Source organism: Alkalibacillus almallahensis (genome assembly GCF_011761495.1).
Lineage (GTDB): Bacteria > Bacillota > Bacilli > Bacillales > Alkalibacillaceae > Alkalibacillus > Alkalibacillus almallahensis.
The window spans coordinates 106,900-125,632 of sequence record NZ_JAASRU010000003.1 but is presented as its reverse complement, the minus strand read 5'-3'; the positions used below and the strand labels follow the sequence as shown (position 1 = coordinate 125,632).

Annotated in this window: 19 protein-coding genes; 8 read left to right on the top strand and 11 right to left on the bottom strand. The window is 38.8% G+C overall.

Annotation, left to right across the window (positions count from 1 at the left end; translation table 11 throughout):
• Positions 1-38 precede the first annotated feature (38 nt).
• The gene (locus FHR85_RS04080; protein ID WP_167261369.1) at positions 39-773 is read left to right on the top strand and encodes a GntR family transcriptional regulator; all 735 of its coding nucleotides are present in this window, start codon (positions 39-41) and stop codon (positions 771-773) included.
• Between the two features lie 45 nt (positions 774-818).
• On the opposite strand, the gene cshA is transcribed toward FHR85_RS04080, so the two are convergent.
• Positions 819-2,300, bottom strand: a complete 1,482-nt coding sequence (gene cshA, locus FHR85_RS04075; RefSeq protein ID WP_279588345.1) for a degradosome RNA helicase CshA — start codon at positions 2,298-2,300, stop codon at positions 819-821.
• Positions 2,301-2,657: 357 nt separating this feature from the next.
• On the opposite strand from cshA, the gene FHR85_RS04070 reads away from it, so the two are divergent.
• Entirely contained in the window at positions 2,658-3,938 is a 1,281-nt protein-coding gene (locus tag FHR85_RS04070; RefSeq protein ID WP_167261367.1) for a glucose-6-phosphate isomerase, read from the top strand.
• Positions 3,939-3,940: 2 nt separating this feature from the next.
• Here FHR85_RS04070 and FHR85_RS04065 read toward each other — a convergent pair whose 3' ends face one another.
• Positions 3,941-4,810 carry an ROK family protein gene (locus FHR85_RS04065; protein ID WP_167261365.1) on the bottom strand — a complete coding sequence of 290 codons (870 nt, stop codon included), beginning with the start codon at positions 4,808-4,810 and terminating at the stop codon, positions 3,941-3,943.
• Positions 4,811-5,062: 252 nt separating this feature from the next.
• On the opposite strand from FHR85_RS04065, the gene FHR85_RS04060 reads away from it, so the two are divergent.
• The 3 genes from FHR85_RS04060 (at position 5,063) to rlmN (ending at position 8,582) form a co-directional block, all read left to right on the top strand.
• Positions 5,063-6,229, top strand: a complete 1,167-nt coding sequence (locus FHR85_RS04060) for a TraB/GumN family protein (RefSeq protein ID WP_167261363.1) — start codon at positions 5,063-5,065, stop codon at positions 6,227-6,229.
• Positions 6,230-6,363: 134 nt separating this feature from the next.
• Positions 6,364-7,404 (top strand): hypothetical protein, encoded by a 1,041-nt coding sequence (locus FHR85_RS04055; RefSeq protein WP_167261361.1) that lies wholly within the window; start codon positions 6,364-6,366, stop codon positions 7,402-7,404.
• Between the two features lie 104 nt (positions 7,405-7,508).
• On the top strand, positions 7,509-8,582 hold the full coding sequence (gene rlmN / locus FHR85_RS04050; protein WP_167261359.1) for a dual-specificity RNA methyltransferase RlmN: 1,074 nt from the start codon (positions 7,509-7,511) through the stop codon (positions 8,580-8,582).
• A gap of 84 nt (positions 8,583-8,666) precedes the next feature.
• Here rlmN and FHR85_RS04045 read toward each other — a convergent pair whose 3' ends face one another.
• Together FHR85_RS04045 and cudC are read right to left on the bottom strand one after the other, a co-directional pair.
• Complete coding sequence (locus FHR85_RS04045; RefSeq protein ID WP_167261357.1) at positions 8,667-9,077, bottom strand: ester cyclase; 411 nt, start codon at positions 9,075-9,077, stop codon at positions 8,667-8,669.
• A 264-nt stretch (positions 9,078-9,341) separates the two neighbouring features.
• A complete protein-coding gene (gene cudC / locus FHR85_RS04040; RefSeq protein ID WP_167261355.1) occupies positions 9,342-9,905 on the bottom strand; it encodes a choline uptake/conversion transcriptional regulator CudC in 564 nt (187 codons plus the stop codon).
• A gap of 237 nt (positions 9,906-10,142) precedes the next feature.
• Here cudC and FHR85_RS04035 point away from each other — a divergent pair, with 237 nt between their 5' ends.
• Positions 10,143-10,499, top strand: a complete 357-nt coding sequence (locus FHR85_RS04035; RefSeq protein WP_167261353.1) for a hypothetical protein — start codon at positions 10,143-10,145, stop codon at positions 10,497-10,499.
• A 15-nt stretch (positions 10,500-10,514) separates the two neighbouring features.
• Here FHR85_RS04035 and FHR85_RS04030 read toward each other — a convergent pair whose 3' ends face one another.
• Both FHR85_RS04030 and FHR85_RS04025 read right to left on the bottom strand, forming a co-directional pair.
• Positions 10,515-11,237 carry a C40 family peptidase gene (locus tag FHR85_RS04030; protein ID WP_167261351.1) on the bottom strand — a complete coding sequence of 241 codons (723 nt, stop codon included), beginning with the start codon at positions 11,235-11,237 and terminating at the stop codon, positions 10,515-10,517.
• Positions 11,238-11,301: 64 nt separating this feature from the next.
• Positions 11,302-12,021, bottom strand: a complete 720-nt coding sequence (locus FHR85_RS04025; protein ID WP_424923975.1) for a DUF421 domain-containing protein — start codon at positions 12,019-12,021, stop codon at positions 11,302-11,304.
• A gap of 163 nt (positions 12,022-12,184) precedes the next feature.
• Here FHR85_RS04025 and FHR85_RS04020 point away from each other — a divergent pair, with 163 nt between their 5' ends.
• Positions 12,185-12,817, top strand: coding sequence for a DUF4352 domain-containing protein (locus FHR85_RS04020; protein WP_341770926.1), 633 nt, complete (start codon positions 12,185-12,187; stop codon positions 12,815-12,817).
• Positions 12,818-13,095: 278 nt separating this feature from the next.
• Here FHR85_RS04020 and FHR85_RS04015 read toward each other — a convergent pair whose 3' ends face one another.
• The 5 genes from FHR85_RS04015 to FHR85_RS03995 are packed head-to-tail and all read right to left on the bottom strand — an operon-like array spanning position 13,096 to position 17,250.
• Positions 13,096-14,334 carry an ABC transporter permease gene (locus tag FHR85_RS04015; RefSeq protein ID WP_167261349.1) on the bottom strand — a complete coding sequence of 413 codons (1,239 nt, stop codon included), beginning with the start codon at positions 14,332-14,334 and terminating at the stop codon, positions 13,096-13,098.
• Positions 14,324-15,259 (bottom strand): ABC transporter ATP-binding protein, encoded by a 936-nt coding sequence (locus tag FHR85_RS04010; RefSeq protein ID WP_167261347.1) that lies wholly within the window; start codon positions 15,257-15,259, stop codon positions 14,324-14,326. Before FHR85_RS04010 ends, FHR85_RS04015 begins: the two co-directional genes overlap by 11 nt.
• Positions 15,260-15,275: 16 nt before the next feature.
• Positions 15,276-16,124, bottom strand: a complete 849-nt coding sequence (locus FHR85_RS04005; protein WP_167261344.1) for an ATP-binding cassette domain-containing protein — start codon at positions 16,122-16,124, stop codon at positions 15,276-15,278.
• Positions 16,121-16,510: a GntR family transcriptional regulator gene (locus FHR85_RS04000; RefSeq protein ID WP_167261341.1), complete on the bottom strand. Its 390-nt coding sequence runs from the start codon at positions 16,508-16,510 to the stop codon at positions 16,121-16,123. The genes FHR85_RS04005 and FHR85_RS04000 overlap by 4 nt, the downstream gene beginning before the upstream one ends.
• A 17-nt stretch (positions 16,511-16,527) precedes the next feature.
• The gene (locus tag FHR85_RS03995; protein WP_167261339.1) at positions 16,528-17,250 is read right to left on the bottom strand and encodes a hypothetical protein; all 723 of its coding nucleotides are present in this window, start codon (positions 17,248-17,250) and stop codon (positions 16,528-16,530) included.
• A gap of 145 nt (positions 17,251-17,395) precedes the next feature.
• Between FHR85_RS03995 and FHR85_RS03990 the strand changes: the two genes are divergently transcribed.
• A complete protein-coding gene (locus FHR85_RS03990) occupies positions 17,396-18,586 on the top strand; it encodes a multidrug effflux MFS transporter (protein ID WP_167261337.1) in 1,191 nt (396 codons plus the stop codon).
• The last annotated feature ends 147 nt before the right edge of the window (positions 18,587-18,733 follow it).

The window sequence follows — 18,733 nt, the reverse complement described above, 5'->3', positions numbered from 1 at the left end:
AAGACACGTTTGTATTTCATTTTTGGAGGAGAAATGAAATGGAATTTCAAAAACAGCAAGGATCAAAACCCCTATATCAACAGATTGAATCCTGGATGACTGCACAAATTGAGAATGGAACATGGGAAGGTGGCGATCGCTTACCACCAGAACAATTCTTGGCTAAAGAGATGGATGTTAGTCGTGGTACCTTAAGAAAAGCAATCCAAAAATTAATGAAGCATGGATTGTTAGAGCAAAAGCAGGGTAGTGGGACTTATGTTAGGCAACAAAAGATCTCTTATCCCTTTGCGCAAGAACTGATTTCCTTTGCTGAAGCTATGGAAATGAAAGATTATAATTTTGATACAGACATTATTACACAAAAAATTGTTCAACCATCAGAATGGGTGCAAAACTATCTTAATATTAGTCTGTATGATTTAGTGTTTTATATAAAACGTGTGAGAAGAATTGACGGTGAGCCAGCATTGATCATAGAAAGTTGGATTGCAGTTGATCGCTGTCCTGGAATTGAACGAGCTAACTTCAATCAAGATGGGTTGTTTAAATCAATTGAAATGTTTTCAAGCTCGCCAATCTCATATGGTGTGCGTAAATTTGCGGCGAAATCTCTAAATGCTGAAGAAGCGAAATTACTGCATTTAACGATGGGTGATCCAGCGCTTCATTTAAGTCAGCAAACCTTTAATTCATACGATATTCCTTTAGAATGCTCGCAAATCGTACTAAGATCTGATCAATATGAATTAACATCTGTTTTAAAACGTTAAAAAAGGTCACCTCATCTAAGTTAATTAGACGAGGTGACCTTTTTGTTATGAAGAATGGTTTTGGTTTTTACGTTGTTGGCGTTTTTGGCCGCCTTGTTTATTGTGTTGCTTATTGCGGTTTTGGTTATAGTTGCGGTTACGGTTGCCGCCTTTGTAACCTTGACCACCACGATTACGGTTATTTTGTTGACCTTTAGCTTTTTTCGCGCGTAATGGTTCAACAGCTGTTAAATTAACCGGTGTTTGGCTTGGTTCTTTTGTTAGAAGTTTAATTGCTGATGATACAATTTCAACGGCTTCCTCTTCTGATAATAGGCGTTTTGCTGCTTCTTGGTAGCTTTCGCCTTCATTAGCCCAGATCGCCTGGCGCAACTGTTCAACTGCACCTTCTTGTAATCCTTCTAATACAGCCTCATAAGATGGGATAGGCTTTTTGTCAATCTGACGCTTAATTAACTTTTCGATTGATTTCAAATGATCTATTTCGCGAGGTGTGACGAATGTATAAGCATTCCCCTTCTCACCTGCACGTCCTGTACGTCCTATACGGTGAACGTAACTCTCAGGATCTTGTGGTAAATCAAAGTTATAAACGTGTGTGACACCTGAAATATCTAAACCACGAGCAGCAACATCTGTTGCCACTAAAATGTCAGTCGCTTGTTCTTTAAAACGACGAATGACTTTTTCACGCTTAGATTGCTGAATATCCCCATGAATTCCCTCAGCTGAATAACCGCGTTTCATTAGGCCTTCAACGAGTTCATCAACACGTTTCTTCGTACGACCGAAGACGATCGCTAGTTCAGGTGATTCAATGTCTAATGAACGGCATAGGACATCAAACTTTTGGTTTTCTTTCACGTCATAATAAAATTGGTCGATATGGTCGACGGTTAACTCTTTTGATTTCACGCGCACAATCTCGGGTTGTTGCATGAATTTCTCAGCTAGTAGTTGAATACGTTTTGGCATCGTGGCTGAGAATAACAATGTCTGGTGCTCAGCTGGGATCTCCGCCAAAATCGCTTCGATATCTTCGATGAAGCCCATATTAAGCATTTCATCTGCTTCGTCAAGAACAGCAGTATGAATGTTTTGCAACTTAATCGTTTTACGTCGAATATGGTCAAGTAGACGACCAGGCGTTGCAGCAATGATTTGCGGACGACGTTTTAATGCTTTAATTTGACGGTTAATATCTTGACCACCATAAACAGGTACTGTTTTAACGCCTTTGTTTTGACCAATACGGTTTAGCTCTTCACCTACTTGGATCGCTAATTCACGAGTTGGTGCAATAACAATCCCTTGAATGTTCGAGTTGTTAGGGTCAATTTTTTGGAGCATTGGTACACCAAATGCTGCTGTTTTACCCGTACCGGTTTGGGCTTGCCCAATTAAATCCTTTCCTGCGATTGCGGTTGGAATCGCTTCTGCTTGAATAGGTGTTGTTGTTTCAAACCCCATATTCTCGATGGCTTTAAGCACATCGCTTTCAATGTTCAATTCACTAAATGTTTTCAAACTTGTTCCTCCTAAAAATGATTCTTTCAAATTTTATCTTTAACAATAATGTTGATGTCATTTACCATATAGCTTTGTTAATGAGCTAATAATATTTTGTTTATTTAATATTCATTTTATCCGTATACATAAAAAAAGTAGCCCATTGTAAATGAGGAAAAAAAGTGCCTTCCACCATTTATTAGTAGCCACGTAACTTTTCTTCATATCAATAGTTGTTAAGACGATTAATTATAACCCGTATTATGGAAAAAGTCAATTAGGTATGAAATGTACCCCATCGTTACCACCAACTTCACTGCTGATATGAAATATTTTTGGTATAATAGCGTTAAATTATCCTAAAGGAGATTACATATGTTACAAGTTAATTATTCAGGCGATTTATCTGACGTTCTAACGGAAAGTAAATGGCAAGGGCTCGAATCCATTCATTATAATTTATACGAAAAACAAGGGAAGGGGAATGACTTTTTAGGTTGGCTAGACTGGCCAAGTCGTTCAACAGATGATTGGATTAATCATATTCAACAAACAGCTGAACAAATTCGACAGCAAGCGGACGTGCTGATTGTCATTGGAATTGGTGGTTCTTACTTAGGGGCGAAAGCAGTAATTGAAGCATTAAGTCCTTATTTTAATAAAGATCAAGAGTTTGAAGTGATTTTTGCTGGTCAACATGTGAGTGGTGCTTATCTTAAACAACTGATGGCATATGTTGAAGATCGTGATGTTGCGTTAAATGTTATTTCTAAATCAGGCACAACAACTGAACCAGCCTTAGCGTTTCGCTTCTTACAGCAGTATATGGAAGAGCGTTACGGTGATGAAGCATCAGAAAGAATTTACGTCACGACAGATGCGAATAAAGGCGCTTTATTGGATTTGGCGACTCAAAAAGGTTATCAGCGTTTCGTTGTTCCAGATGATGTAGGCGGTCGCTATTCCGTCATGACAGCCGTAGGATTACTTCCGATTGCAGCTGCTGGATTCGATATTCGGTTACTACTTGAAGGTGGCCAAGCAGCGGAAGTTGAATTAAGTGAATTTAGTCAGGATAATCCAGCTTTACAATATGCAGCTTTACGTCATCACTTATATGAAGAAGGCTATACGAACGAAGTACTCGCAACATTCGAACCAGCCTTAGCATATGTACAAGAGTGGTGGAAACAACTCTTTGGTGAAAGTGAAGGGAAAGAACATAAAGGTATTTTCCCTGTATCTGTCACGTATACAACTGATCTACATTCCTTAGGACAATATATCCAAGACGGGAAGCGCAACTTATTTGAAACGTTTATGATTGTTGATGAAGTCGATGAGGATCTTCAAGTTTTCGAAAAAGAAAATGACGCTGATCAACTCAATTATTTAGCAGGAACATCGCTTCATGAGTTTAATTTAGTGGCTTATCAAGGTACGTCACAAGCGCATTTATCAGGTGGTGTGCCACAAGTGACTATTCGCATACCTGAATTAGATGAGTATCACTTAGGCTACTTGCTTTATTTCTATATGTTGTCATGTGCCTTTAGTGCTTATCAGTTAGAGATTAATCCGTTTGATCAACCTGGTGTCGAAGCGTATAAGACAAATATTTTTAAACTGCTAAAGAAACCAGGATTTGAATCGTAAATTTATAAATCTAAAACGAGTGATGCAGCGCCAAGCATGCCTGCATCATTTTCATACTGTGCTGTTTTGACTTCGATAGGGTTGAGTAAGTGCTGATCAAGGTGTTCGTGCAAATAGTCGAACCACAAGCTCGCCGATTCGGATACCCCACCACCAATCACAACAGTATCCATATCAAAGATAGCTTGTAAGGAACTGATGACAACAGCTAAGTCACTCGTATATGCTTTGACTAAAGCTTCAGCCTGCTCGTCATGTTGAATATTTTCGAAGAACGTTTCAGGTGTATAAGGTAATCCAGCTTCATCAATGCGACGCTTGAGTGCTGTTCCAGATACATATTGCTCAGCGCAACCTTTACGCCCGCATGGACATGGATGCCCGTGTGGATAAAGGATCATATGTCCAATTTCAGCAGCGCCGCCATGAGGGCCACCACTAACGACGCAATTGTCTAAAATAACACCACCACCTAATCCTGTGCCGAGTGTTAAACAAACTGAGCGTTCTGAAGATTTAGCGGCACCTAATGTTGCCTCTGCTAACGCAGCAACATTGGCATCATTATCAACAGCTACAGGACGATTGGTGGCTGCTTCGAGTTGTGATTTCACCTCTGTGTTCGACCAACCAGGTAGTAGATCAGTGGCATAAACGACACGACCACGCTTGGAGTCAACAAAACCATGGGTACCAATGCCAATTCGTTCGATTTCGGGATGATTATGTAATAAGGTTAAAATCTCGCGTTCTAATGTTTCGTATAGTGGGAATGATGTTGGAACTTTCGTATCGAGGTGAACATTAAACTGTTCATCAATGATACCAAAGCGGATTTTCGTTCCACCAATATCAACGCCGAGTACTTTCATGAGTCAGACCTCCTGTGGCTACTGTAAGAGTAATGTTTGCGGTTTCATTGCGATTATTATAACACCTTTTTCTTGATTGTAGAATAGTCTTAACAATGGAGAAGTGGTGCGCAGATATTAATGATTATAAGGGTCTCACGATCAATCATGATTGTATTTTTTCGTAAATTGTAAGAAAATCTTTAAGAAAATAAACATAAATTAATGTTAAACTATAAGGTAGAGTTAAATTCGTTGAAAAGGAAGTTCGGGATGACGGAAGCCAATATAACGAGAATTCAATTAGATGATAAAGAAGTTGTCTTAATCGGTACAGCTCATGTGTCTAAACAGAGCGCCGAACAAGTCAAAGACGTAATCGAAGCTGAGCAACCTGATTCAGTTTGTGTGGAACTCGATGAACAGCGTTATGAATCTGTTCGTGAGGGAAACAAGTGGAAGAATATGAATATTTTCAAAGTTGTTAAAGAGAAGAAGTCAACGCTATTATTAATGAATATGATGATTTCTTCATTCCAAAATCGTGTTGCAAAACAATTCGGCATTAATCCAGGGCAAGAAATGGTGCAAGGAATTGATTCGGCTGAAGAAATAGGAGCTGAACTTGTTTTAGCAGACCGTAATATTCAAACGACATTTGCAAGGGTATGGCGTAGTATCGGCTTTTCTGGTCGTGCGAAATTAATGATGTCGGTGTTTTATAGCATTTTTAACCGTGAGACGATCTCAGAAGAAGAGCTTGAGAAAATGAAGCAACAAGATATGCTGAATTCAGTCATGCAAGAATTTACTGAGGCATTTCCGCGTTTGAAAAAGCCATTAATTGATGAGCGAGATCAATATTTAGCTGAAAAGATTAAGCAAGCACCTGGTGAAAAGGTGGTGGCTGTCTTAGGGGCAGCACACGTACCTGGTGTGAAGCGGGAAATTCATCGTGAGCAGAGCTTGGAGCAACTAACAACGATTCCGCCAAAATCCAAAGTGCCTAAAATAATTGGCTGGGCGATTCCGATTGTCATTGTGTCGATTATTTTGTATACATTGATGAACAATCCTGAAGCGGCGTATCAACAGACGATAAGCTGGATTATTTGGAATGGTTCGCTTTCGGCGATTGGAGCAGCTGTTGCTTTGGGTCATCCGTTAACAGTCATAACTGCCTTCTTAGTCGCACCGTTGAGTTCTTTAAATCCAATGCTTGCAGCAGGATGGTTTGCAGGATTGATGCAGACATGGATTCGGAAACCGAATGTCTCACATTTTGAGAATTTATCAGAAGACGTACAGTCATTAAAAGGCTTTTGGCAAAACAAAGTCACTCGGATTTTACTGATTGTGGTGTTAACGAATATCGGTAGTTCACTCGGTACGTTTATCGGTGGCGCTGATGTGATTCGCGTTTTCTTTGAAAATTTATAAATTAATCTGAAACATGTCGTTACCGTTACGGCATGTTTTTTATTGGAAAATTTTTAATACAACCTACTATTAATCTGTGATTTTGTTATGATAGAAATTGGTTAAATAGGAACTAGTTTGTGAAGGAGATTGAAATGAAGCACAATTCTAAACGAACGATTATTAAAATGGGAGTTTTCATCGGCGTCATAGTCACAGTCGCCTTTCTAGTAGGAGCTTTAATTTTACAGTCACGAATCACAACTTTCCAAGAAGATCAAGCGAATACAGCTTTTAATAGTGTCAGAACGGCAATGGAAACGTCACAAGAGTCTACTCAGACAATTGAACACATGATTGAACAGCGACTTTATACATCGTCTAAGGGAATTATGACCGATTTAAGAGGACGCAGTATTGATGAAATCCCACAAGACGAACTTAGAGACATTGCAGAATATTGGGGAGTGAAAGAGATCTCCTTATGGGAACGAAATGAAAATGATATCACGGTGACACAATCGACCGACAACTCACAGATCGATCTATCCGCTCGTGATTGGGGTTATTGGTATCAGGCGTTTGATCAGTTGATGTCTGGGGAAACCGTGACCATTGATGAAGGGTATGCAAGAGAAAACTTTTGGGTAGGCCCGATTTCACAAGCGGAGTTATTTGAGGGACTCTACTATAAGTTTGCTTATTATTATGATGGCTCGACGGATTACATGGTCAATGCTTATATAGAAGATGAAGATATATATAGAATGACGTTTGAGTCTGGACCGTCTGAAATGATTTCGCACTTAGAAGCAAATTATGATGTGATTGAAGAGATTGCGGTTCTTAATGGCCCTGCATGGTTGGCTGGTGATGATCATGAGGTGATTGAACCATCAACGGATATTCCGGTTTTATATGGTCATTTAACACTTGATGTCACGGAAGATGAATCGAATGTTGAAGCGGCTATGAAAGAGGATGTCAGGCAATCGTTTGATTTTGAACATGAAGGTGCATCTTATCGTAAGTTATATCAGCCGCTAGACCAAGATCGTGTGATGGTTATGGCACTCAATCTTGATAGTGAAAAGCAATTTACGGCTCGATTTTTATGGTTATATGTCGTAACAGGCGTGCTTACATTACTATTAGTGTTGTTTGCACTTCGCTCGGCTGCAAAGAAAATGAAATAATTCTATAGCAAACCTGGATGAAATCGTCAATAGTTTTAGCTTGAATGATTGGCTTTTATCCCTTACGATATACAAAGTAACTAGGTTTGAAATGAGGTATAAACATGAAACCATCAATCTATGGTTTAACACAAGAACAATTACAGAATTGGTTGGTCGAAAACGGTGAGAAACGTTTCCGCGCTGATCAAGTTTGGGATTGGTTATATAGAAAGCGCGTTAAGTCGTTTGATGAGATGAAAAACGTAAACCAGGCTACAATTGATTTATTAAGTGAACACTATCAAATTCAGTCGCTAAATGAAACAATCAAACAAGAATCAGTCGATGGCACGGTTAAGTTTTTATTTGAATTACCAGACGGCAATCACATTGAAACAGTCTTAATGCGTTTTGATTATGGTTTATCTGTTTGTGTGACGACTCAGGTCGGTTGTAATATTGGTTGTTCATTCTGCGCTAGTGGTATTTTACGGAAGAACCGTGACTTATCAAGTGGAGAAATCGTTGAGCAAATCATGAACGTCCAACATGACTTAGATGCACGTGGAGACGGCGAACGCGTCAGTCATATTGTTGTGATGGGAATCGGCGAGCCGTTTGATAACTATGACAACACGCTTGACTTTATTAAAGTTGTTAACGATCAAAAAGGTCTATCGATCGGTGCGCGTCATATTACGATTTCGACAAGTGGAATCGTACCGAAAATGTATGACTTTGCGGATGAAGGCTTGCAAGTCAACTTAGCGTTATCTCTGCATGCGCCGAATAATGAACTACGGACGAGCGTAATGAAGATTAATCGTGCCTATCCAGTTGAACAATTAATGGATGCGGTGGATTATTACTTGGAGCAGACAAATCGTCGGATTACGTTTGAATATATTCTGCTACACGATGTGAACGATCAGCGTGAGCAAGCTCTTGAGTTAGTGGAATTGCTCAAAGATAAACGCCACTTATCTTATGTGAACTTAATTCCGTATAATCCGGTTGCGGACCATCCTTATGAGCGCAGCAGTAAGCAAAATATCTTAACTTTCTATGAGACGTTACTTGAAAACAATATTAATTGTGGCGTCCGTGTTGAGCAGGGCAGTGACATTGATGCAGCCTGCGGACAGTTAAGAAGTAAGCAGATGAACAAAAAGCAAAAAGAGAAAACCAATGCCTAAATAACGAAAGCACCCAGCCGCCGCTGGGTGCTTTTTTAGTGACTTCTTTATAACTTTAGGTAGTTTGGACATCACTTGATCAATTTATTGCCTATTTCTATCTTTTAATTGATTCATAACATCAAGGTCGCTCATTTCACACCACATTTCTTTAATCAAACTGTATTCAAATCTAATAATCATCATACCTGTTTCTTTTACACGCTGGTCAGAGGAAGGAATATCTTCCCATCCACCTTTGTAAGTCATGTGTCCTGTATATCTCACAGCCACCTTATGATCCTCTTCCAAATAATCGTCAATGCTCCAAACGTCATTTGTGAACACTGTTCTAAACCATTTCATGAAATCGTTAATAAACTCATCATGTCCATTGAAGTCATGATTTGGAACATGACTTACAAAGTCAGGTGCAGTAATCTCTTTTAATGTATTGATATCACCTTTCGTGAAAACTTCACTAAACCATCTTTCAACCACTCGTTTCTTGTCCATTCAATCTCTCCCCATTTCCTCATAATAATTATTTATTATTAAGTTAATCTATCCGTTAATTGAATAGAAGTTATAACTTTATGCAGTAAAATTCAGATCATCTAATTATGTCATAAGTTTTGATATTTGGGGTTAAATTCCTTGTAATGATAGAAGCGTTTATTGTGTTATCAATTAGTATGTGTTTAAGAAATCGAATATCAACAACAATCTTTAACAGAGCTTAAAAATAAAACCTTACCTAAGATAAAAGGTAAGGCCAATCTATTCTTGGTGATGGTGATTTTCAGGAGGTGGGAAACATTCAAAGATTTTGCCGTTTCTAATACCTTCTACAAGTTGTTCTAACCAGTGAAAATAGGCTTTGGAATTTTCTAATTGATCATAAATTTCCCGAGCTTCTTCACGGATTTCTTCAGATACGCCTTCATCATTCATCACATCTTCTAAAATGGGTTGAGACTCAGCAATTGCACTTAAGTTAAGTGTGTATTCACGCTCTAACTTTTTCGTGAAAAATTTATTGAAGAAATTAAAGAAATTCTTCTCAGCCACAAACGTCTGTTTACGTGATCCGCGTCTAAATGATTGTTTGACAATATCGTATTCTTGCAGTTTCTTAACGCCTGTGCTCATACTCGGCTTACTCATTTGTAATTTTTCACGCATTTCATCTAGTGTCATACTATCTTCAAAATACATGGTTCCATAGAGGTTTCCGATACTTCGAGTGACACCGTACAAATCCATTGTTTCACCAATTGATTCAATGACAAAGTCTTTAGCTTGATCAACTGATTGTTGTGCTTTTTTATCGGATTGTGCCATGAAAGACCTCCTAATCATTCCATTAAGTTTATTAAGTACATATTTATCTTATTTAACTATACCATATTTTTGTAAATAAACAAGCTAAAAAGATACCATTTGATCAGTTCAAGTGTTGATTTGTTGACATTTAAAAATGGGTCATATAAAATGAAAGAAAATTAGCAATATTATGATAATGTGTTCCAAGAGTAACATATAATAAATTATACAACTTGATAGGGGAGGAGGGATTTTATGTCTGGTCATCAGCCGTCGAAGAAAGATATTGATGATCATAAAGGCTTAGCAATTGTCGCTTATATTATCTTCTTCATTCCACTAATCGCAGCAAAAGAATCTTATTATGCGATGTACCATGCGAATCAAGGATTATTGTTACTCATTACAGCTATTATTATAAACATCATCGGCTCAGCGATTCCGATCATTGGCTGGTTATTTATCTTGCCACTCGGAAATTTATTTGTCTTTGTGCTATGGGTGATTGGTATTTTGAACGCGGCCAAAGAAGAGGTCAAACCATTACCGCTAATTGGACAGTATGAAATAATTAAACCACCTGAATCAGAAGAAAACGTCTCTAACGAATAGTTAGAGACGTTTTTCTTATAGCTTTAAGTTAATTTTAAAATCAAAATCTGGATGTTTATAAAGCACTTCGAAACGATCATCATCTTCTAAATTGGCTTCTAAATCAACTGGTGCGAACAAGAAGAAATTGTTGTCAAACTCGATGTCCGCGCCGTAATAGTAACTAAGCCATACCAGTTTTGAACAATAAATCGCTTCGTTCGGATCATTTAGTGGGACTTGTGTTGTGAATGAGAATTCGGGTACGGATTCACCATTATTTAAATTAGTTGTATAAGCATTTAAGTATTCTTTGGCGTATGCTGCAGCGGCCTCTCCAACTTCAGGGTCTTTTGGACGAGCGTGCATGACTTGTGTGTGTACGGACAAGAAATTATTCGCTGGTGATTTCCGTACTTGTGGGTGTGACGTCACCGATTCGATAATGTGACGATCATCCACAACAATGGCTGAATGGCCGATATAGCCCGGTGGATAAACATCGCCAAAATTATCACTTGCGACTAAAATATCACCTGGGCGAAAGTCATTAGGACGTCTTGTCGTAACAGGTAGACTAAGGGTTTGACGAGAGCCATCTTTAGCTTTCGTGACAATCGTTAAGTCATGGATGCTTGAAGGATCGCGTGTATTTTGAGGATTCACGGTCGTCATGTACTGGTTATTCAAATACAACTCAGCTTCATTCAATAGTTCACCATCTAATTGCAGCTCGGAATATGGATGAAATTCTGACATAAGTAACACCTCGTGAAATTTGGGTTACTGTATCATATCCTTTTAGAGGATGAGTTGTGCATCGTTAGTGTAAAATATTTGGTATTCGTTGATGATATTGATACAACGATATGTGTAATTCCTGTTGTTTGTTTAAGGTTGCGTAAAATATATCTTCGAATTTAATGGCTCTTAACTGCAATTGATTCATGAGCCATGTTTGGTCAACACCCACTTCAACTAAAGTTTGCTCATATATTCTGCCTTCAACAATAACAGGTAAGGCAATTTGGGCTGGTTGATTCGTAATGGACAGATCTTCACGTGTAACAGGACTATCAGCTGAAGTCTTTAAGACACTTAGGTGACCACTAGGTTCAATGACGGCAGTTTGCACAGTACTAATATCGAAAACATCTTTTTCTCGTAATAACTGTAGCACGTTATCGATTGAATAACCGATTCGTTTCATATTTCGTTTTAACAATTGGCCATTTTGGACAACCACTGTTGGTTCAAATGTAATGAGGCGGCCGAACTTGCGAAAACGTAATTTTAATGCCGTGATCGCTTTCTGTAAAAAGGCAACAGCGACGATTGCTACAGCTGTATAAATATGACTAATGGATGGATCAGCTAGATCGGCCCCAACAATGGACCCTAGCGATATAATAATTAGAACGTCAAATACGGGCATTTCGCCAATCGTTCGTTTACCCATAAAGAGCGTCATCAGTAACAATAAAGGTAAAATCGTGACAACACGACCGATGACAACGAGTGACTGTTGTAAAGTTTCCATCATAGTTGATTCTCCTGTTTAAATTTGATAATAATTAGATCTATTATTATCTGAAGTTATTGAATAAAAAAAATGTAATGCTTATGGTTGTAAAAAATGTAGTATTTTGTAGTATAATTATTTTGAACCATTTTTAAACATTATTTATAAAAAGGGGAGAGTTCACGTGAAAAAAGTATTGAAGTGGGGCGCTATTATACTCGTTGCAATCATTGTTATTGGTGCATTTATGAGTGATTCTGAGGAAGATACTGCTGATAGTACAGCAGAAGATCAAACAGAAGGTACTAATTCTGATCAAGAGTCAAATGATGAATCATCTGACTCAGAAGGTTCAAATGAATCAGAAGAATCTAGCTCAGAAGGTGAAAACACTACACAAGTGGGTATTGGAGAACCTGCAGCCATTGCGGATGTTTCCTTTACTGTGAACGGTGTAGAGGAAGTAAGTGAAATTGATGATGGTAATGAGTTCACAGAACCTGCTACAACAAGTGGTAAATTTGTTATTGTTGATGTGACAATTGGAAATGATAAAAGTGAAAGTATTACAATCGACAGTTCATTTTTCAAACTATTCTCAAGTGATGGTGTAGAATATGAACCAGCTTCTGATGGAAATGTTATGATGAACATGGCTGATGAGGATAACTTCTTCTTAGAGCAAGTTAATCCTGGGTTAGAAAAGTCCGGTAAGGTTGTATTTGAAGTTGGTGGAGACCTAGATGTTGCATCTTCAACATTACAAGGTCAAACTGGTTTCTGGGGAACAGAAAAAGTAGAAATCGCTTTACAATAAGGTGAAAAAAGTTGGACCTCATCTATAAATGAGGTCCAACTTTTTTATTAAGATAATGACATTTGAGTAGGTCTCAGGGCGAGGAGCGTAGGTGGAGACCCCGTAGGCCATGCTTTTTGGCTGAGGAGGATCGAACCGTGACCGCGGCAAGCATCCACCGTAAGCGGGTTGCCTGACGCCAACGGATGCCATCCAAACCCTGCCCTGAATTTTCTCCCTATCTCAACAAATATTTTAGAGCTAAAAAAACGGACGTCAATTTAGACGTCCGTTTATCTTTAAGCTCTCAACCATTTCCAAATTTCTTGTGGTGTTGCATTTTTGCCGTAAATTAAAATACCGACTTTAAAGATCTTACCAGCGAGTTTCATAAATAACCAGATGCTGACGATTAAGATCGCCAGGCTAATTATGATTTCAACCCATGGCCATTGATCGATTAAGGCTAGTCGTATGAGTAGAACAGCAGGTGATGTGAACGGAATAAATGTTCCGATTTGCGCTGCTAAGCCGTTTGGATCGGCAAGAATTGGTCCGATTAATACGACTGGCAAGAACGGAAGCATCATCACCATACCTTGGAAGTTGCTGCCTGAGCTCGCATCTTCTAAGGTTGCCCCTAAGCCAACAAATAATGACGCGAATAATAGATAACCTAAAATCGCGATCAAGACAAATAACAGCAATTGAGGTGTTAAGAGATATTCCATAATTGGAATGTCATCCACTAAATATAAGGATAATGGAATAATAAACACCATCCATGCCGTCACTTGAATGAGGCCAAGTGCGAAATATCCGATGATCTTACCTTGCATGAGTTCATTAGGTGTCACGGAAGATAGCACGATTTCGGCGACTTTTTCTTTCTTCTCTTGTGAAGCGCTTTGGAAAATCATCATGCCTGTAATGACAATTGAGAATAAGACAATTCCTCCGAATAAAGCAGGAACACCATTTTCAAATGGATCCTCAGCAAATGGTGATGAACTCATTTCAACTGATTCTGATCCTGCGCTTGCTTCAGCGACTTGGAATTGAATGGGACTAGATACTAATGCCATTTGTTCTTCGTTTAAGTCTGCCTGTTGGATTTGCATTTGTTTAATCGGTTGTTCTAGTGTTTGGAGTTGGGTCATGAATTGATTGCTGACCTCATCACCTGTGACATAAGAAACGACACCATTTTGCAGAGTTTCTTCATTTAACTGAATGAAAGCATCTTCACTATCAATAGTTGATTGAGCTTCATTTAGGCTTTGGTCAGTTTCTTCAAGGTTCCATGATAGAAACGACTGTTCTTCAGCGATTGATTCAAGCATGGAATAAGCACCGATTGAATCATTAACGTAAACTGTTGTGCCACTTTCCTCATCGCCACCGTCATCCATCAAAAGGTTAGGGACGGTCGCGAAGAAGATAAAGATTAAAGGCGTTAAAAATAACGAAATTAAGAATGATTTACTTTTGAGATTACGTTTCATTTCCCATTTACCGACTTTTAAACTATTGCGCATCTAAAACACCTTCCTTTTCTGCAATTGAACGACCTAAAGCAACATCAACGAATATTTCGTGTAGTGAAATACGATCGACAGAGATTTCTTGGACATCTAAATCTTTCGGGATATTGCTTAACCAATCAGGTAAAGTCGCGCTTGGTTCTAGATATAAAACAGATGTATCCCCATCTTGTTCCACCCGGGTTACCTCAGGTATGGCTTCGAGTGTTTGAACGTCATTCTCGCCATAAATCATACACTTGAAGTTCGCATACTCTGCTTTGACATCTTTCATCTTGCCGTAGATCACTTGTTGACCTTTATTAATTAAAAATAAGCGGTCACACATTTCTTCAACAAGATTCATTTGGTGTGAGCTGAGTAATATGGCTGTGCCGTTTTCAGCAAGCTCACGGATTTCACGTTTGAACACATCTTGGCTTAATGGATCTAGACCAGAGAATGGTTCATCTAAGATTAGTAGTTCTGGTTCGTGAATAATTGAACCAATAAACTGAACTTTTTGCCCCATCCCTTTGGATAATTCATCGACTACAACATTTTCTTTCCCTTCAAGGTCAAACTTCTTCAAATAAGTCAGCGCGCGTTCTTTCGCTTTGTCGAGTGGATAATCTTTTAACTCGGCGAAATAAAGTAAGATATCCATGACTTTGACATTTTTGTATAAACCGCGTTCTTCCGGTAAATAACCGACTTTATGGCGTGGGATTGTGTTACCGTTATGATTATGAAAAATAACCTCACCTTCATCTGGGTACATAATCCCCATAATGTTACGGATAGTCGTTGATTTTCCTGCTCCGTTAGGCCCTAAAATCGCCATGATTTCACCTTTTTGAACGGAAAAAGAAATGTCATGTAGGACTTGGGTGTCTTTAAATGATTTTTGCAAGTTTTGCACAGTTAAAACTGATTCCATAAGATTCTCCCCCTTTTTATATGGTTAGCATGAAAGCTAAGGTGTCTTCCAAGCTAAGTGATTCCTTTTTAAACCATGACTGATCATGTTGATTTAAATATTGTTCGAATGATGCTGGCTGATCTGTAATAATCGATTGTTCGTGTCGTTTTACTTCACCAGGTAGTGTCTCATTAGGTAGTTCTCCAGTTAGCCAGTATTGGGTGTATGTTTGAGCTAAGCTGTCTTTATCTTCTTGAGCGATTAATTGCCCCTCTTTCATCACAGCGATAATATCGGCTAATTTACGAATATCTTCAATGTGATGTGTAGCGATGATTAATGTGCGCTCTCCATCTTCCATCCATTCACTAAGCACATCAAATAGTATATGGCGTGAGGCAAGGTCGATATGAGCACTGGGTTCATCTAAAATCATGATCGGTGTGCCACGTGAAATGGTAAGGGCTAAAGCTAATTTTTGTTGCATACCAGGTGACATGGAATGAAACTTCTTAGATAATGGAATGTTCCAATCATGAACAAGACGATGAAATAATTCGTCATCCCAGTTCGGATAAAGGTCAGCGATTAACTCACGTAATTGATGCCCGTTAAATGGCCCAAAGCCAAGTTTGTCTTGAGGTAAGTAAGCCATTTCTTTTTTCCAATTCTCAGATTGTGTGATGTTTGTATCAAGGACTTGGATTTCGCCTGACGTCGGTTTGACAAGACTCATGATGGATTTCAGCAAGGTGCTTTTACCAGAACCGTTATGACCAACGAAAGCAGTGACCAGACCAGACTCAATCGCGACATCCAGTGGTCCTAACGTGAAGTCATCGCGTACTTTTTCTAATTGATGCGTTTCAATTGTGGCATTCATCTCTCTCCCTCCTTACGTAAAATGGTTTGGATGATATCCTGAATTTCGGCATTCGTATAATTATGCTGATAGGCTATATCAATCGCTTGTTCAAAAGCTTTAGTAACCGTATCGTGTTTGATTTCCTTTTTAAAAGAAGCTTGAATATTAGCGACGAAAGTTCCTTTGCCTTGTGATGTTTTAATAAAGCCTTCATTTTCTAAGTTTTGATAAGAACGGCGTGTTGTGATGACGCTGACTTCTAAATCCTTTGATAAAGCACGAATGGACGGGAGCGATGTACCAGCTTCTAATTGCCCACTAGCGATCAGTGCTTTAATCTGATGTTCGATTTGATGATAGATGGGTTCTCGTGATTGTTCGGATAATTTAATCGGTAGCTGCACATCAACAACTCCCTTCGTTAAATGTCAAAGTCGACTTGTTTCATCTTGTTCATGGCGTAATTAATCCACAATTTATTAGAGATAATCGCTATAAACGTGGCAATCACAATAGATATAAGTGGCCAACGATTTGCTAGATCAATTGATAAGTTCATGACCCCGTCATCATAAAAGATATAAGAGGGCAAAATCGCTACTGTAATCGTAATAATAAGACCGATTGTAATAGCTACAAGCTTTGTGTTCGTGATATGACGGTCGCCGAGGTCACTAGCTGGAAATAAAGCGCCGACACTCAGACCATAGCTCACCCAGATTGCTGTGAAGGCTATAAAACCACTTGTCGAAAGAACTTGTTGTAATTCTGGAATAAAGGTGAAACCAATAAATAATAGAATTAGGACTGGAATCGCATTAAGGTAAAATATAATAAACCGACTGCGTACGAGTACATTGTTAGCAATGGGTAGCTTATGAAGCATAAAAAAGATGGGTGATGCGTAAGTTTCTGCGCTGATTTTCTGATATTGGAATGAGCGCGGTACTAGCCATCCGTAAATGAGTCCGAACATAGCGAGATAGAAAAAATCCAACCCTATGCCACCACCTTCTAACACACCGTCCATTATGCCGAATGAAAACATTAATAATCCGTAAGTAAGCAGGCATTGCAAAAATATTCGTTTAAACCATTCGATTTTCCACTCGAATAAGGCCAGGCGCGTTGCTTCTTTCCACATGATCATAACCTCACTCTCACTGTTATACTGTGTATATCTTTATAAACAGTATAACGGTGAGGCCAAAAAATGTAAACAGATTTCTTTAAACTTTATTAGATTTATAATACGATAGGCTTTGTGACAATAGGGAGAGGTGTTCAATATGTCAGAACAGAAAACTAATTTAAGATTGCTACTTATGTTGGGTGCTTTTACAGCGCTCGTTCCACTGACAATTGATTTATATCTACCCGCTTTTCCGGAAATGTCTGGTGATTTAGGAACGACAGCTTCCTTAATTCAGTTAAGCTTAACAACATCACTATTCGGAATTGCGTTCGGACAGTTAACGGTAGGAGCCTTGAGCGATATATTTGGACGAAAGAAACCATTAATTATTTCCATTTCAATCTACGTGATCGCGTCGATTGTATGTGCGATCGCACCTAATGTTTGGGTGCTTGTGGTCGCTCGATTTGTCCAAGGCTTTTCAGGTGCTGGAGGAATCGTAATTTCGCGTTCCATTATTCGTGATTTATATTCTGGTAAACAATTAACGAAGATGTTCTCGCTACTTGTATTAGTGATGGGGCTTGCTCCTATACTGGCACCTATGCTAGGTGGGCAAATCTTGCTTTTCACAGGTTGGCGTGGATTATTTACCATTCTATCAATCGTTGGGATCATCTTAACGTTTATAGCCGTCTTTCGTTTGCGAGAATCATTACCACAAGAAGAACGTTCAAGTGGTGGGTTGAAATCGACGGTACAAATGTTCACCGCGCTTATTAAGCATCGACGTTACATGGGATTCGCACTGATTCAAGGCTTTGCATCAGCTGCCATGTTTTCCTATATATCTGGTTCGTCATTTATATTGCAAGATATATTCAACTTGTCTCCACAAGTTTACGCGATGTTATTTGGCATGAATGCGGTCGGATTTATTTCGATGAGCCAGGTTGTTGGTCGATATTCAGGTGTATTTTCTGAAGAGAAACTATTAGCAGCAGGCTTTGTCGTTGCGATCACAGGTGGGTCGACATTAGTCACGGCATCCTTAATTGACGGTGGCTTAGTCATGGTTGCGATTGGATTTTTCTGTTTGACCTCAAGTACAGGTTTAATCAATCCTACCAGTCTATCGTTAGCCATGCAGACGCAGGATAAAAATGCAGGTAGCGCCTCAGCATTACTAGGTTTATTTCAATTCGTTTTCGGAGGGTTAGCAGCTCCATTGGTCGGTTTATTCGGAACCGATGTGATTTTACCGTTAGCGACAATCGTCTTAACGAGCCAAATCTTCCTCGTTGTGAGTTATCTCGCATTTGTTAAGCAATCGAAAACAGCATAATGTTTTAAGAGCCACAGTTTAATAGCTGTGGTTTTTCTAAAGCTATTTTGTTTTGAATATTTCAATTTTTCTGATAAAATAGAAGTTAAGCTTGAGCGGTGCAGTCTGTCGTCATACAACTTATTGAAAGCGCATACATTTAAAAGT